The sequence below is a fragment of the Candidatus Acidulodesulfobacterium sp. H_13 genome (assembly GCF_048541835.1).
GTDB lineage: Bacteria > SZUA-79 > SZUA-79 > Acidulodesulfobacterales > Acidulodesulfobacteraceae > QIJE01.
Genome location: NZ_JBLEOY010000002.1, coordinates 423,439 through 439,940 on the forward strand (window position 1 = coordinate 423,439; position 16,502 = coordinate 439,940).

Consider the following 16,502-nt stretch of genomic DNA (forward strand, 5'->3'; position numbering starts at 1 on the left):
TTATCGCTATAGTAATTTTTGGGGGATTGTTAATGAGCAGGGCCTTTTATTTTCAGATAATAGAGGGTGGAAGGTTAAGGTTGCTTGCGCGCGAGCAGTTTCATACACAAATATATTTTACTCCGGAACGCGGAAACATTTATTCGTCTGACGGGAGCATACTTGCCACGAGTATTAATATGCCGGGTATTGCAGTGGATCCGTTGATGATAAGGCATAAGCTTAAAAATGCCGAAAAATTATCCGGTTTGACGGGAATAAGTTTTAAAAAAATAATAGAAATATTAAATAAAAAAGTTCAATTTGCATGGATTAACAAGAGGGTTTCGGCAGCTTTAGCAAAAAATGTGGGAAAACTAAGAATTGCCGGTGTCATAATAGTTAAACAACCGGTAAGATATTATCCGGACGGAAAATTACTTTCCCATGTTTTAGGTTTTGTAGGAATTAACGATAACGGCTTATCCGGAATCGAGTATAAATACAATAATTTTTTAAAAGGAAATAGACGTGCATTAAAGGTTTTACACGACGGTTTGGGACAGTATATATTTATTAGGGGTTTCGGGCTCAGAAAAGCTACACATGGGGATAATATTTACTTAACCATAAATAAGCAACTGCAATTTATTACGCAATATTATTTAGATAGGGAGGCAAAAGCAACACAATCCAAGGGTGCTTTTGCGATACTTATGAATCCTAATACCGGTGCAATCTTGGCGATGGCGGATTATCCCAGTTTTAATCCCAATTATTACTGGAAATATTCCGCAAGATACTGGAGGAATAGGGCCGTTACCGACGACTTCGAGCCGGGCTCTATCATGAAGCCTTTTATAATATCCGGTGCACTGCAGGATGGCATCGTAAAGCCCGATACCGTAATAAACGGTTATCATGGTTCTTATCACTTCGACGGCATAACCGTTCACGACGTAGAAAACAAATTCGGTCGTTTGAATATAAATCAACTGATCGAATATTCATGCAATGTCTGCGCCTGTCAGGTAGGTATGAAAATGGGAAAAAAAAGAGTATGGTACTGGCTTAAAAAATGGGGATTCTTAGATAGACCTCATGCGGGATTACTTGGAGAATCTTCGGGAATAATCAGGCCGCTTAGCGTATGGTCCAAGATAGGTCCCTGTGAAGAATCGTTCGGGCAGGGTGCTGCCGTAACGGGGCTGCAAGAGGCAGTTGCGCTTTCCGCCATAGCTAACGGCGGTTTATTAATGAAGCCGTATATAATTAAAAAAATAGTCGATCCTTACGGCAAAGTGCTTTTTAAAGCTAAGCCCAAAATAATTAGACGGGTTATTAACACAAAGACCGATAAAGAAATTAAATATATGATGAGATTGGTCGTCAAGGGAGGCACGGGAGAGTATGCCAAGTTAATAAATTTTAAAGTGTCCGGAAAAACAGGAACGGGCCAGGTCATAAATCCAAAAACGGGCAAATATTATAAAAATAAGTACACTGCTTCTTTTATGGCGTTTGTTCCGTATAGACACCCGAAATTAACAATGATAGTAGTTCAGGAAGACCCGTTAAAAATCAGTTACTACGGGGGGGCGGTAAGCGCTCCGGTAGTACGCGACGTGTTTAAAAATGCCTTGGATATATTAAACGTATATCCGAGAGGAAATGCATATGGAGAGCAGTTTAGCCAGGGTAAAGATAGCGGCGGGGGGAACAAGGTTAAAAAAGCCTTCGTTCGCCATGGAGTAATGTCGGATTTAAAAGGGGATACTATTTACAAGGCACTGGAATTTTTTAGCAGATACAATATAAAGGTAAAGATATACGGCAGTGGATTCTTATACTATCAAAGTGTTCGTGCGGGCTCCGATTTAAATAATAAAAAAACCGTCATACTTAAATTTAAGCCAAGAGGCAGGTCGTCATAAAGGGTTTTAAGATTATGAAACTTAAGCATATTCTGAGTTATAAAGACGATAGTGATTTAAAAGCCATTGTATACGGCAGCTCCGATATTGATATCGTCGGAATATCCAATGATTCCCGCAATATAAAAAGGGGATATATGTTTGCCGCAAGGAAAGGGGCAAAAGTGGATTCTAATATTTACATAGAGGAGGCGATATCTAAAGGTGCCTCGGCAATATTAACGGATAACGGCGAAACGGCAAAAAGGCTTATAGGTAGAAACGTGGCGGCGATAGTCGTCAGGGATGCCTTAAAGGCATATGCCGCCGCTTCTAAGAACTTTTTTAACAATCCGGCGGATAAGATAAAGACCATAGGGGTAACGGGAACGAACGGCAAAACGACAACAACATTTTTAATACAATCTATCCTGGAGGATTCAGGATGTCGAACGGGATTGATAGGAACGATAGATTGTAGAATAGGATCTGATATTACCTGCTCCAAAAATACTACGCCCGATGCCTATGAGCTGAATAAAATGCTTGACGATGCGGTTAGATCGAGCATCGGTTATTGCGTTATGGAGGTCTCTTCTCATAGTTTAACGCAAGATAGGGTTTACGGCATTTCTTATGACGCCGCCGTTTTTACCAATTTAACGCGGGATCATCTTGATTACCATGGGGATATGGAAAAATATTATACTGCAAAAAAGAAGCTTTTTTTTGAAATACTTTTGAAAAGCGCTAAAAAGCAAAAATTTGCCTTAATAAATAATGACGATACTTACGGAAAAAGACTCATACTGGAATTAAGGGAAGAAAAGAGTGAGTTTACTTTAATTACTTACGGTTTAAATAAAGATAGCGATATATTTGCACAAAATATAGTCTACAGCAAGGATGGATTAAAATTAGATATAATATTGCCCGATAAAAAGGAAATCAGGGGAATTTCTTCCAAGCTTATAGGAAGCCATAACGTCTACAATATACTTGCCGCCGCTTCTGCCGCTTATGCCCTTTCTGTTCCGGTGCAACATATAGCCGCCGGCATACGGTCGTTAAACAGTGTCCCTGGAAGAGTCGAAAAAGTGAATATTGCAAATGCTGAAGCCCCTATGGTTTATATAGATTATGCCCATACGGACGATGCGCTTGCAAGAGTCTTGTCGGTATTAAAGGGTATCAACGGCGGTAGGCTGATAAGCGTCTTCGGTTGCGGAGGTGACAGGGACAAGGGAAAGAGGCCACTTATGGGCAAGCATTCTGCCGATATAGCGGACATTACCATAATTACGTCCGACAATCCCAGAAGCGAGGATCCGTTAAAAATTATAAAGGAAATAAAAACCGGCATCGAAAATGCATTGTTTGTCGATATAGATGCGAATAAGAATACATCGCGGCTTGAGGGGAGTGATCATATCTGCGTCATAGTGGAAGATAGGGCAAAGGCAATAGAACTGGCACTCTCCGTTTCCCGTGTCGAAGATACCGTTTTGATAGCAGGCAAGGGACACGAGGACTATATGATAATCAAAAATAATAAATATCATTTTAGTGATAAAGAGGAAGTACTAAAATATTATGAAAATAGAATATAATTTAACCATAGACGAAATCTTGGACTCTACCGATGGAAGAACTGTAATTACCGGGGATGGAACTAACCCTCTTGTTTTTAACGAAATAATTACCGATTCACGGGAAGATTTTTCAAGTAACAGTATATTCATTGCACTAAAAGGAAAGAATTTTAACGGTGAAGATTTTGTGGATGCGGCATTTAAAAAAGGGGCATCCTGTGCTATCGTTTCATGGAATTTTCTCGAAGTTTACGACATATCTGTATATCCGAGAAAAATCATAATAGCGGTCGAAGATGCCGTTTCGGCATTGGGAAGCATTGCCGAGATATATTTAAGACGGTTTGATTTAAAGAAAAAAATAGCTATAACCGGCTCTTGTGGAAAAACGACGACTAAAGAAATGGTTTACCGAATAATTTCCGCAAAATACGGTAAGGAAAAAATTCTTAAGAACAATTATAATTACAACAACTTGATAGGAGTTCCCAAGGCTATTCTCAATTTAAATAATAAACATGAGTACATTGTTTTGGAGATAGGAACCAATAAAAAGGGAGAAATAAGGAAACTCTCAGGTATTATATCGCCAGATATCGGAGCGATAACTAATATCGGTAAGTCCCATCTTGCGGAATTTAAAGATATTAAAGGCGTTTTAAAAGAAAAATCAGACCTCACATTAAGCTTAAAGGGTGATTCTTGTTTAATAATAAACGCGGATGACGAAACATTATCCAAAACATATAATAAATTGTCAGAGACAAACAGGCTTTCGTTTGGATTTGGACTAAAACATTATGGGGTCATCATGCCGGATATTTTGTGTGAAAGCGCCAAGGTAAATAAAAAGACCGGCGGTACAAACTTGAGGCTTTCTTTTAAAGGTAAAGAATATTTCTCTAATATTGGTTTTCAGGGGATTCATTTAATATATGATCTCCTATGCGCCCTTTTAATCTCATATGTTTGCGGCGTGGATTTAGAGTCCGGATTAAAGGCGATGGAAGATTTCATTCTTCCGGAGGGAAGAATGAAGGTAATTTCCGGTATTTCCGACGAATGTATTTTGATTGATGATACTTATAACTCCAGTCCTGATTCACTTATGGCGGCGTTGGATTTTGTAAAAACGTATTATGCGGATAAGAAGAAAATATTAGTTTTGGGAGACATGTTGGAACTGGGAGACTCTTCGGATATCGAACATGTTAACATCGGACGGGAGATCGCCGATTATGCCGACTATATTTTTTATAAAGGCGATTATATAGATAGTATACGGAGGGGGCTTTCCGAAGTCGGATTTGACGATAACAAGCTGTATTTATTTAGAGATAAAGAAATTTTTAGAGAAAAATTTCAAAAATTAGATAAAAAAAACAGTGTCGTTTTAGTAAAAGGCTCAAGAGAAATGAAGCTTGAAGAATGTTTTGAGGGCGAAAAGATATGCTAAATTTAAATCTTGATTTTCTTAGATATATTACATTCAGGGCGTCCTATGCAATAATCTTGTCGTTAATACTGTCTATCGTGTTCGGAAAGGTATTTATTAAAATATTAAAAAGGATGAAGGTAGGGCAGATAGTGAGAGAGGACGGTCCGAAATCCCATATAAGCAAAAAAAAAGATATTCCGACTATGGGGGGTTTTTTGATATTATTTAGTGCGATAATCCCGGTATTGTTGCTTGCAAGATTTTACGATTTTTATCTCTATATGGGTTTATTCACGCTTCTCGGTTTTGGACTTATAGGCTTTGCCGACGATTTATTGAAACTTAGAGGGCGTTCTTCTAAGGGATTAAGGGGCAAATATAAATTTACGCTGCAGAGTTTAGCGGCGCTTTTGATTTCCGCCTTATTATATTTTCATGACGAATCGTTGGGCGTGATCGTCATTCCATTTGTTAAAGACTATTATTTAAATATAGGCCCGTATTTCATCTTATTTGCATCGTTTATTATAGTCGGTTCTTCTAATGCCGTTAATTTAACCGACGGGCTTGACGGCCTTGCCATAGGCGTGTTTGCTATTGCTATCACGGGTTATCTTATATTTTTGTATGCTGCTTCGAATTATGGATTCACAAGCTATTTGTCTATCCCATATATGCAAAATATAGGGGGCGTAATTATTTTATGCGCCGCGCTGCTTGGATCTTCCATAGGTTTCCTATGGTTTAATTCGTATCCGGCCTCTATTTTTATGGGGGATATCGGTTCTATATCTTTGGGTGCCATTCTTGGTTATGTGGCAATAATTTCGAAACAGGAAATATTGCTTGTTATAATAGGATTCGTTTTCGTGATAGAGGCTCTAAGCGTAATATTTCAAGTAGGTTCTTATAAGCTTAGAAAAAAAAGAATATTCAGGATGGCGCCCATTCATCATCATTTTGAAATGGAGGGTGTGCCCGAACCTAAGATAGTGATAAGGCTATGGATTATATCTTTAATATTAACCGTATTTGCTCTTTCCACCCTAAAATTGAGGATTTTTTGATGAATACGCTTATATTAGGTTACGGAAAAACCGGAAGAGCCGTTCATGATTATATTGGCCAAAGCAATGTAATCGTGTATGACGACATTCTATCGAATGAAGAAATTGACGGGTTGATTAAAGCGGCAAATTTAAAGGACAATAAAGCCCCCGTATTTTTCAATAAAATCAACAAGAATGTTTTTTTTAGGAAATATTTAAAAGATATAGCGCAATGCGTAGTAAGTCCGGGAATAGAAAGGAATCATAAGGTAATTTTAGAGCTGAAAAAATATAATATTCCGATTTATGGAGAAATAGAATTTGCCCATAGAATGTTGAGATTAAAGAAATCGACAGTACCAACAAAAATTATTGCAATTACCGGAACAAACGGGAAAACTACTGTGGCTACTCTTTGCGAGAGTGCCGTTAAAAAAGCCGGTTTAAGCGAAAAAATATTTGTCGGCGGGAACCTCGGGGTTCCTTTTATTTCAGGAATAAACGATTTTAACGATTTTATTTTAGAGGTATCAAGTTTTCAGCTTGAATGGATCTATGATTTTAAACCGGATATTGCGGTTTTGCTTAATGTAGAAGACGACCACTTAGACAGGTACGAAAACATAGATGAATACAAACTTACAAAATATAAATTATTTAAGAATTTAAGGTATAACGATGCCGCTGTTCTAAACTATGACGATTATGATTCGGCAATTTTAAAAAATATCGTCGGTTCCAATGTGATTTTGTTCGGTTTCGACGAAAACAAATGTAATGTTTATTTTAAAGACGACGCCATTAACCTGAGACTTAAAAATATCATAGGTCTTGACGCCGTTATACCGTTGGAAAATATAAAATTAAAGGACAAAAAAAGATTTGTTATTTACGATATGATGGCCGCCGCCTGCTCTTTGGTACTGTATGGAATTTCCCCGGATGTCATAACGGCCGCATTCGAGGATTACGAATCCTTGGAGCACAGGGTTGAATATGTAGGGAATGTCGGCGACATAGAATTTTACGATGATTCTAAGGCTACGAATCCCGCTGCGGTAATTAGTGCCCTTCAATCGCTGAGCGAGGATGGAGAAAATAGGGATATAGTCCTTATATTGGGCGGAAGAGATAAGGGATTCGATTATGAACGCCTTATCCCTTCCATAAAGAATAATAATGTAAGAACATGCGTTTTGATAGGAGAGACAAGGGGTATTATAGGCGATACGCTTAAAGGCAATATTGAGTTGATTACCGTTGCAGGCAACATGGAAAGCGCGGTAAAAGAGGCTTTTTTTTGTTTAATAAACGATAGCGAAAGAACCGGAACGGGTACCGTTTTGCTTTCTCCCGCATCTTCCAGTTTTGATATGTTTAAGGATTACAACGAAAGAGGCGATATATTCAAAAAATGCTACCTTAATCTAAAGAATAATTTTATCTGATTATGATTAATTACGGAAAGACATTTATAAGAAAATACGATATAACTTTATTTCTGACCGTTATAGTACTTATAGCTCTCGGCATAGTAATGGTATATTCGACGAGTGCGATGGTTTCCATAGTTAAATATGGCGTGAGTTATCATTTTGTCGCAAGAGAGGTTGTATATGTAATAATATCTGCATTTTTTATATGGTTTTTAATGAAAAACGATTATCATATATTTAAGTCGTTTTATAAAATTATTTTATTAGGAATAATAATTTCAATGATTTTATTATTTGTTCCGCATGTAGGCATGAGCGTCGGAGGTTCTAAAAGATGGATAGATTTTAAATTTTTTAGCGTAGAACCGTCAGAATTTTTGAAAATATTTTTTATAGTATATTTGGCTAATTTTCTGGAGAAAAAAAGGGATATGCTGAATAATAATCGTTATTCATTAATTTTCATAGCCCCTCTCGTATTTATGGGATTTTTAGATATTTTACTCTTAAAAGAACCCAATTTCGGAACGGCGTCTATCCTGTTCTTTATGACGATTATCATGTTGTTTGCCGGCGGAGTATCAATACTTTACCTCATTATCACTACGATTATAGGAAGCGTTGCCGCATATTTTCTTATTTTTACCGTAACGTATAGAATGAATAGAATACTTGCCTTTCTCCACCCCTTTCACGATAAAACCGGTATAGGTTTTCAAATTATACAGTCTATGTATGCGTTTGCAAGGGGAGGGCTTTACGGTGTCGGTTTGGGGAACGGAAAGGAAAAGTTATTTTTTCTTCCTACCCCGTATTCCGATTTTATATTCTCTACCGTAGGAGAAGAACTCGGGTTTATAGGTGTTTTTATATTTATTTCACTATATTTAATTTTGGGATATAGGGGATTGAAGATTGCCATAAATGCACCGGACCTTTTTGGAACCTATCTTGCTTACGGTATCACATTTGTTATTGTTTTGAGCGCATTTATAAACATAGGCGTTGTTCTTGATTTTTTACCTACTAAAGGACTTGCCTTGCCGTTTATAAGCTATGGAGGAAGTTCTTTGCTGGCGGCATGCATAGGCATAGGTATTTTGCTTAATATATCTTCGCAAAGTATAAAGAGGAAAAATATATAGATGAACCTCATAATAGCTGGCGGAGGAACCGGCGGGCATTTATTTCCGGGCATTGCGGTTTACGAAAAGTTAAAAAGTATTAATGATATAAAAGTTTATTTTATAGGAACCGAAAAAGGAATAGAAAACAGGCTCAAAGACAATTATGATTTTGAATTTTTTAAAATAAACGTTAAGGGATTTTCAGGAAAAAGTCTTATGGATAAGGTAGCGTCTTTGAAGGGATTTATTAAGGCGGCAAGAGATATTGGCGCCCTTTATGGCAAAATAAAGCCGGATTATGTTTTAGGCTTAGGGGGCTATATCTCTCTTATGCCACTCGTTACGGCAAGGTTCGGCGGTATAAGGAGCGGAGTCATGGAGCAAAACGTCGTACCGGGTCTTTCCAATAAAATACTGGCTTTATTAGGAATAACGGTTTTTGCCTCTTTTGAAGAAACAAAAAAGTATCTGACCTTTTCTAAGGTTATCGTCACCGGAAATCCGGTCAGGCAATCTATCTTGGAATCGGTTTCGACGGAAACGAATGAAGAGAAAGAATTTACGGATAAAAATGAGTTAAAGATATTTGTTTTCGGAGGGTCTCAAGGCGCTTCTTCTCTCAATAAAGCCGTAATAAATATGCTGTCTCTGTTAGATAAAGAAATATCCGATCGCTTGGTCGTTTATCATCAGACCGGCGAGCATGATTTGGAATCGGTTAAAAGTTTTTACGATGGGAGCAAAATAAAAAAATATGATATCTTTTCGTTTACCGACAATATTAAGAAATACTATTTATCCAGTGATATGGTCATATGCCGGGCGGGAGCGGGCACTTTGTCGGAATTAATTGCATTGAGAAAACCTGCGGTTTTAGTGCCTTATCCCTTCGCGGCAAAAAACCATCAGGATAAAAATGCAGCGGTGTTTTCGAAAAAAGGCTGTTTTTATAAAATACGAGACGACGAAAATCTTTCAAAAGAATTATTACAAACAACTTGCAAAATATTTTATAATAGAAAATTATTGAAATACATGTATGATAATTTGAAAACGATAGAAACGAAAGATTCGGCATTAAAAATAGCAAATGTAATATTAAATAGAGAATAACGACATGAAGCGAAATTCTAAATTTAAGGAGCATAATAATGAAAAACAGCGTCAAAAGGATTCATCTTATAGGAATCGGCGGTTCCGGTATGAGTGGCATAGCAGAGGTTCTTATCAATTCTGGCTATAAAGTAACGGGTTCGGACATCGAATACAGTCGGACTATAAAAAAAATAGAATCCATCGGCGGCGAAGTTTTTATCGGACATAGCCCTGATAATCTTAAGGGGGCTGAAATCGTAGTATATTCTACGGCTATTAGAGAGAACAACACGGAACTTATGGATGCGAGAGACAGAAAACTAACGGTATTGAGGCGGGCGGAGATGCTTTCAGAGCTGTTATCTTTAAAAAAAGGCATTGCTATAGCCGGTTCGCACGGTAAAACAACTGCTACGTCTATGATAGCGTCTATATTCGGAGAGGCGGGCGGAGACCCTACTTTTGTCGTGGGCGGAAAGGTTTTCGGTTTGGATATGCACTCTAAGGTAGGCAAAGGGGAGTTTATGGTTGTCGAAGCGGATGAGAGTGACGGCTCCTTCTTGAAGCTTAAGCCGGATTATTGCGTAGTTACGAACATTGATTACGAGCATCTTTCCTATTACGATGGTATGGAAAATTTAAAAACGGCATTTGTAGATTTCATAAATAATATTTCTCCATTAGGTCTTGCCGTTTTATGTGTCGATAATCCTATATTGAGGTCATTATTTACAAAAATAAACAAAAAATATTTTACTTACGGTATAGAACAAAAAGCCGATTATTATGCCTTGAATATAGCGTTGGAGAGAGATTCATCTTCTTTTGATGCATATTACGGCAGGAGATTAATAGGAAAATTTAACTTATTTGTTCCCGGTATTCACAATGTTTTAAATGCCCTTTCGGCTATCGCATTGAGTTTGGAGTTGGGGATAAAAACCGAATTTATCCAAGAGGCACTTAGGTGTTTTCATGGCGTAGAAAGAAGGTTTCAAATTAAAAAATCAGACGATAGGCTCATAATAGTGGATGACTATGCACACCATCCCGTTGAGATAGCGGCTACGCTTAAGGCTGCAAAAAACTGGAATAGGCATATTATTGCCGTTTTTCAACCGCATAGATATTCCAGAATGAAAGATTTGATGGAAGGATTCGTAAACTCTCTCAAGCTTGCCGACTCCGTTATAATTACGGATATCTATTCTGCCGGGGAATTAGAAATAGATGGGGTTTCGTCTATGGCATTATCTGAAAGAATGAGGCGGGAAGGCTATAAAAACGTCTATTACGTTCCGGATAAAAAAGATATAAAGTCTAATTTAAGAAATATATTAAAGGGCGGCGAAATGGTAATATTTCTTGGGGCAGGGGATATAACCAAGAGCTGCGATGATTTTGTCCATAGCAGGGCTAAGGGCGAAAAAACATCGGAAGCATATTATGAAGAGGTGGACGCCGTAAACGGCAAAGCGGTTTGCGACAAAATAGTTTCTTTGAAATAGCGACTACTTTTTATTTTATTATGAAAATAATATGGATAAAAATAAACGGGCTGATTTGATAAACGAACTGAGGACGGCGCAAATAGAGTTCCTCGAAAACGAATATATGTCGTCCTATTCTTCTATCAAGATAGGGGGTGTGGCAGAACTGATCGTTTTTCCGAAGAATGAACGTGAATTGCTTTTTATAACAGACATATTCAGGGTTTATGCATGCGGTTATTATGTTATCGGCAGGGGAACAAATACCCTGTTCAAAGATACAAACATTTGTCTGCCGGTTATTTCTTTCAAACAATTTAAAGCAACCTATTCGGAGAGCAAGAAGAGCGGATCTGAGATAGTTTTAGGGGTCGGCTCCGGCGCGGTTTTATCAAAAGTTTTAAGGTATGCTATGGAAAATAATTTCGGCGGATGTGAATTTTTTTACGGAATTCCGGGTACGCTGGGGGGCGCCGTTAGAATGAATGCCGGTTCAAAAGAAAGCGTTATGGGGAATATTGTAGAAAAAATAGATATTATTATGGACGACGGAGCCAAATTAACCATAGAAAAGAGGGATTTAGAATTTTCATACCGTAATTTAAAAATCAGGGGTGTAGATAGCGGTTATTTCATAACGAATGTACATTTAACGCTCTTTAAATCATTAGGGGCTAAGATATTTGAGAATATAGAAATTTTTAAAAAACGGAAGTTGTTTCAGCCGTTGAGCGAATACTCTTTGGGCTGTATATTTAAAAATCCGGAAGGATTGTCTGCCGGAAAAGTTATAGAAGAAATAGGTTTTAAAGGCTTCTCTAACGGGGGAGTACAGGTTTCGGAAAAGCATGCAAATTTTATAGTCAATAAAGGCAGCGCGAAACCGGATGATATTATGTCTTTAATAAAAATTATTCAGGAAAAGGCATTGTCGAGCAGGGGCATAGAATTGAATACGGAAATAAAAATAATTTAAAATAGGCGGATAAATTAAATCTATATGAGGGAAAGCTTAAAAAACTTGAGGATAGGCATTCTGTCCGGCGGAAAATCCGAGGAAAGAGAAATCTCCCTCAAAACCGGGCATGCCGTATTTAATGCCCTTAAAGAAATAGGGTATAACGTTATGTTTTTTGATATAGACGAAAATTTTGTCGATAATTTGAAAAAAATAGACGTTTGTTTTATTGCACTCCACGGCACTTACGGGGAAGACGGAAGGGTTCAGGGTGCATTAGATTTGTTCGGTGTTCCGTACACCGGCTCCGGCGTTTCGGCAAGCGCAATTGCCATGGACAAGATTAGGTCAAAGGTCCTATTGGATTATTATGGACTAAAGACACCTCCTTTTGTTGCGGTTAAAAAAGGAAAGGATATCGGCAGTATTAAAAAAAGGCTTGAAAAGATTACGCCGGCGTATTTTATTAAGCCTAACTCTTCCGGCTCCAGCATAGGGTGTCGCATAGTTGATTCCTTAGACGACGGATTAGCGGATGCATTGAATAATGCCTTTAAATATGATGATGAAGCGCTAATAGAAAAACATATAGAGGGGAGGGAAATACAATTTGCCGTAGCTTTCGGTATGCCGCTCGGTTGCATTGAGGTCAAGCCTAAAGATTTTTTTTATTCTTACGACGCAAAATATACCAAGGGGAAGACGACTTACATATTAGATCCGGGACTAAAACCGGAAGAATACGAGGCATGTGAATCGGCGGCGATTCGCGCCCATGAGATTATAGGGTGCAGCGGTATTTCAAGAACAGACATGATGCTTGCGGGTAACGGAGATGTTTATATATTAGAAGTTAACACCCTTCCGGGATTGACCGAGCTGAGCATCGTTCCTATGATTGCAGGCAAAAGAGGTATAAGTTTCGGTGAATTGGTTGAAAATATAATTGAAGATGGGATTTTTAAAAAAAAGGACGAATAGAAAACTTAATTATTTTATATATTTAATTTATATAACGGGTGTGGTTGCGTCTATCTCGGTTATCGGGTTTTTTGGATACACAACCTATAATTATTTTCTTTTTCAAAAAAAAATATTTACTCTTAAGAAAATAATTATATTGGATAGCAATATGAGTCGCAAAGAAAAAAATAAAATTATCGGGATATCCGGGCTGAGTAAGGGAGATAACTTAGTGGGTATTAATATGAAGAGGGTTTCGAGACTAATTGCTTCGGACATGTGGGTCAAGGATGTGACCGTTTATAAAAAATATCCGGATAAAATTATTATTATTTTAAAACAAAGAAATATTTTTGCGATGATAGCAAATAATGGAAATCTTTATTATATAAATCGGGAAGGGTATGTTCTGGGAAGGGCGGATTACGAAAAAGGTTACGGTTATCCGATTATCACGGGTCTAAATGCCGACAATGCAGGCAGTTATTTTGATAGATTAAAAAAGGTTTTATATTTTTTAAAGATTTCAAAGTTTTCCGTTATTTATAATCTTATAGGCGAGATAAACATAGAAAGAGATGGCGGGATAGCGGTTTACACCGATAATGGTTTATACATAAAATTTGGAATAGATAATTATAAAAATAAGCTGAAAACGCTTAAAAAACTATTTTACGAAATTAATAAAATCCACATTAAATATAAAAATTACATAAATTTAGAATATAAAAATGAAGCGGTCATTGAAGTAAATTCCGGCTCAAGAGTACTGCCGGCAAAGTATAAAAATCTATTTATAAGACCGGATGTTTATAAATAGAAATAAGTTTTTTACATATAACGAGAATATGTTGGTAAACATTGAGTATTGAAAGCGAAGAGAAAATCAAGGGGTTAAATTGGAAAAGAACAATGATATTTTTGTGGGATTAGATATTGGAACGACTAAGGTATGTGCTATAGTTGCCGAAGCCAAGGGTCTTTCGATAGAGATAATAGGGGTAGGCACAAGTAGCGCAGCCGGACTTAAAAACGGGGTTGTCGTGAATATAGAAAATACCGTAGATTCCATTACTAAAGCAGTAGAGGATGCTGAGCTTATGGCGGGATATCAGGTTCAAGAGGCCATTATAGGTATCGCTGGTTCACATATACGCGGTTTTAACTCACACGGTATCGTGACAGTAAAGAGCAGAGAGGTAACGCAACAAGACATAGACAGAGTAATATCTGCGGCTAAAACCGTAGCCGTGCCGATAGACCATGAGGTTATTCATGTTATTCCTCAAGGATTTGCGGTTGACGATCAGGATGACATTAAGAATCCGATAGGAATGAGCGGGTTAAGGTTGGAGGCAAGCGTCCATATGGTTACGGCTTCGAGTATAGCGGCGCAAAATATCGTAAAGTGTGCAAATAAATCTGGGATCGGTGTTTCCGAAATAGTTTTAGAACAGATCGCCTCAAGCGAGGCGGTTCTAACGGAAGATGAAAAAGAATTGGGTGTTGCACTTATAGATATTGGCGGAGGAACCACTGATGTTGCCATATTTTACGGCGGGAATATTATACATACCTTTGTTATTCCAAAGGGCGGGCAGAGCGTAACGAGCGATGTATCTAAAGGGACCACGACCGTTCCGCAGGAAGCCGAAAAGATTAAGATAAAATTTGGTATAGCAAAGGAATCGCTTGCCGGAAAGGATGAAATAATTGAAATTCCGGGATTCGGCGGCAGGCCGCCAAGACCTATTTCTAGACAGCTTCTCGGAAATATTATAGAACAGAGAATGGCAGAAATTTTTACATGGATTAGAAAAAATATTGAAAAGAATGGATTGGAAAATAAAATTATTTCCGGTTACGTAATTACGGGCGGGGCAGCCCTTATAGACGGTTCCACCGATCTCGCGGTAGAGATCTTTAACGCCCCGGTAAGAATAGGCTATCCTCTGAGCGTAGGAGGATTAACCGACGTTATAAACTCCCCTATATATTCTACAGGGGTAGGTCTTGTTAAATATGCGCATAGAAATAGAAACGTTAAAAATAAAAGCTCTCTTCATTCTAAGGGTGAAATTAATCTATTCATTGCACTGAAGAGCTGGTTTTCTAAAATATTGGAAGATTTTTTTTAATTTAATTTTTTATGATGGATCTATAATATACACTATAAATAGGGAGGCAATCATGTTGGAATTTGCGGAGAATAGTGAATTATCGGCAAAAATAAAGGTTATAGGTGTCGGAGGTGGAGGCGGTAATGCCGTTAATACCATGATAGCGGCGGGGTTTTCCGGAGCGGATTTTATTGTTGCCAATACCGATGCTCAGGCATTAAAGGCAAGTGCTTCCAGCATAAAAGTTCAGCTGGGAGAAAAAATAACTAAGGGACTCGGAGCGGGAGCTAACCCGGAGATAGGAAGAAAATCGGCTATTGAAGACAGGGATAAAATTAAGGAAATAATAGAAGGCTCCGATATGGTATTCATAACCGCGGGGCTTGGCGGCGGAACCGGAACCGGGGGCGCACCGATAATTGCCGAGGTGGCTAAAGAAGTTGGTGCATTAACGGTGGCAGTAGTAACGAAGCCTTTTCTTTTTGAGGGCAACAGAAGAATGAAACAGGCAGAGGACGGTCTTAGAGAACTTAAGGCCGTGGTAGATACGGTTATTACGATTCCGAATCAAAGATTGTTAGCCGTTGCCGGAAAGTCTACGTCGTTTTCCGATGCCTTCAAAAAGGTTGACGGAATTCTCTTTCAGGCAGTGAAAGGCATATCAGATTTAATAAACGTGCACGGTATCGTTAATGTTGATTTCGCGGATGTTAAGACTATAATGTCGGAAATGGGCATGGCCCTTATGGGGACCGGTTTTGCGGAAGGCGAGAATAGGGCGTTAGAAGCGGCTCAAAAGGCTATTGCCAGTCCTCTGTTGGAGGATGTAAAAATAGAAGGTGCTATGGGGCTTTTAATAAATGTTTCGGGGGGACCGGACATGACGCTTTTCGATATAAATGAGGCCGCTGAAAAGATTAAATCAGAGGCTCACCCGGATGCTAATATAATATTTGGTGCCGTGATAGACGAGTCTTTAGTAAATAAAATGATGCTGACGGTCATTGCTACCGGGTTTGAATCGGAAAATCGTTCCGTTTTATTGACCCCGGTTCAGGGTTCCACTCAAAACAGCGATAAAATCGTCGCTCCTCTGCCCGACAGTACGAATATCAGTAGCGATAACAGTAGCGAGATAGGCAAGGAAGGCAGTGACACATACATGAATAGATTTAAAGACGAAGACGGGGATGAGGATTACGAAAACGAAAGATACGATATCCCTACCTTTATGAGAAAACAGGCGGATTAAGAGCATTACTGCGCGTTGTCATAAAGTACTTACTACGGATAAGGTATGAGGGTTGGGTCTGGACTAAAAGAGCGGAAAGCCTGTCTTTAG

The 16,502-nt window shown here is 38.3% G+C and carries 13 protein-coding genes; all 13 read left to right on the top strand.

All coding sequences use genetic code 11. The features are described 5' to 3' along the window. Positions 1–32 precede the first annotated feature (32 nt). The 13 genes from ACMCNP_RS06660 to ftsZ all read left to right on the top strand — a co-directional run bounded on the left by ACMCNP_RS06660 (position 33) and on the right by ftsZ (position 16,412). A complete protein-coding gene (locus tag ACMCNP_RS06660) occupies positions 33–1,913 on the top strand; it encodes a penicillin-binding transpeptidase domain-containing protein (protein ID WP_419315507.1) in 1,881 nt (626 codons plus the stop codon). A gap of 14 nt (positions 1,914–1,927) precedes the next feature. Continuing rightward, on the top strand, positions 1,928–3,502 hold the full coding sequence (locus ACMCNP_RS06665) for a UDP-N-acetylmuramoyl-L-alanyl-D-glutamate--2,6-diaminopimelate ligase (protein WP_419315510.1): 1,575 nt from the start codon (positions 1,928–1,930) through the stop codon (positions 3,500–3,502). After that, positions 3,486–4,940 (top strand): UDP-N-acetylmuramoyl-tripeptide--D-alanyl-D-alanine ligase, encoded by a 1,455-nt coding sequence (locus tag ACMCNP_RS06670; RefSeq protein WP_419315513.1) that lies wholly within the window; start codon positions 3,486–3,488, stop codon positions 4,938–4,940. Before ACMCNP_RS06665 ends, ACMCNP_RS06670 begins: the two co-directional genes overlap by 17 nt. Next, the gene (gene mraY / locus ACMCNP_RS06675; RefSeq protein WP_419315516.1) at positions 4,934–5,989 is read left to right on the top strand and encodes a phospho-N-acetylmuramoyl-pentapeptide-transferase; all 1,056 of its coding nucleotides are present in this window, start codon (positions 4,934–4,936) and stop codon (positions 5,987–5,989) included. The genes ACMCNP_RS06670 and mraY overlap by 7 nt, the downstream gene beginning before the upstream one ends. Next, the gene (murD, locus tag ACMCNP_RS06680; RefSeq protein WP_419315519.1) at positions 5,989–7,419 is read left to right on the top strand and encodes a UDP-N-acetylmuramoyl-L-alanine--D-glutamate ligase; all 1,431 of its coding nucleotides are present in this window, start codon (positions 5,989–5,991) and stop codon (positions 7,417–7,419) included. Before mraY ends, murD begins: the two co-directional genes overlap by 1 nt. A gap of 2 nt (positions 7,420–7,421) precedes the next feature. Beyond that, entirely contained in the window at positions 7,422–8,552 is a 1,131-nt protein-coding gene (ftsW, locus tag ACMCNP_RS06685; RefSeq protein WP_419315521.1) for a putative lipid II flippase FtsW, read from the top strand. Then, positions 8,553–9,647: an undecaprenyldiphospho-muramoylpentapeptide beta-N-acetylglucosaminyltransferase gene (murG, locus tag ACMCNP_RS06690; RefSeq protein ID WP_419315523.1), complete on the top strand. Its 1,095-nt coding sequence runs from the start codon at positions 8,553–8,555 to the stop codon at positions 9,645–9,647. Positions 9,648–9,685: 38 nt separating this feature from the next. Next, a complete protein-coding gene (murC, locus tag ACMCNP_RS06695; RefSeq protein ID WP_419315526.1) occupies positions 9,686–11,137 on the top strand; it encodes a UDP-N-acetylmuramate--L-alanine ligase in 1,452 nt (483 codons plus the stop codon). 31 nt (positions 11,138–11,168) lie between these two features. After that, the gene (gene murB, locus ACMCNP_RS06700; RefSeq protein WP_419315528.1) at positions 11,169–12,095 is read left to right on the top strand and encodes a UDP-N-acetylmuramate dehydrogenase; all 927 of its coding nucleotides are present in this window, start codon (positions 11,169–11,171) and stop codon (positions 12,093–12,095) included. A 24-nt stretch (positions 12,096–12,119) separates the two neighbouring features. Further along, the gene (locus ACMCNP_RS06705; RefSeq protein WP_419315531.1) at positions 12,120–13,058 is read left to right on the top strand and encodes a D-alanine--D-alanine ligase; all 939 of its coding nucleotides are present in this window, start codon (positions 12,120–12,122) and stop codon (positions 13,056–13,058) included. Beyond that, positions 13,030–13,860 carry a cell division protein FtsQ/DivIB gene (locus ACMCNP_RS06710; protein ID WP_475393018.1) on the top strand — a complete coding sequence of 277 codons (831 nt, stop codon included), beginning with the start codon at positions 13,030–13,032 and terminating at the stop codon, positions 13,858–13,860. The genes ACMCNP_RS06705 and ACMCNP_RS06710 overlap by 29 nt, the downstream gene beginning before the upstream one ends. A gap of 79 nt (positions 13,861–13,939) precedes the next feature. Continuing rightward, on the top strand, positions 13,940–15,178 hold the full coding sequence (ftsA, locus tag ACMCNP_RS06715; RefSeq protein WP_419315536.1) for a cell division protein FtsA: 1,239 nt from the start codon (positions 13,940–13,942) through the stop codon (positions 15,176–15,178). A 52-nt stretch (positions 15,179–15,230) separates the two neighbouring features. Beyond that, positions 15,231–16,412 carry a cell division protein FtsZ gene (gene ftsZ, locus ACMCNP_RS06720; RefSeq protein WP_419315538.1) on the top strand — a complete coding sequence of 394 codons (1,182 nt, stop codon included), beginning with the start codon at positions 15,231–15,233 and terminating at the stop codon, positions 16,410–16,412. The last annotated feature ends 90 nt before the right edge of the window (positions 16,413–16,502 follow it).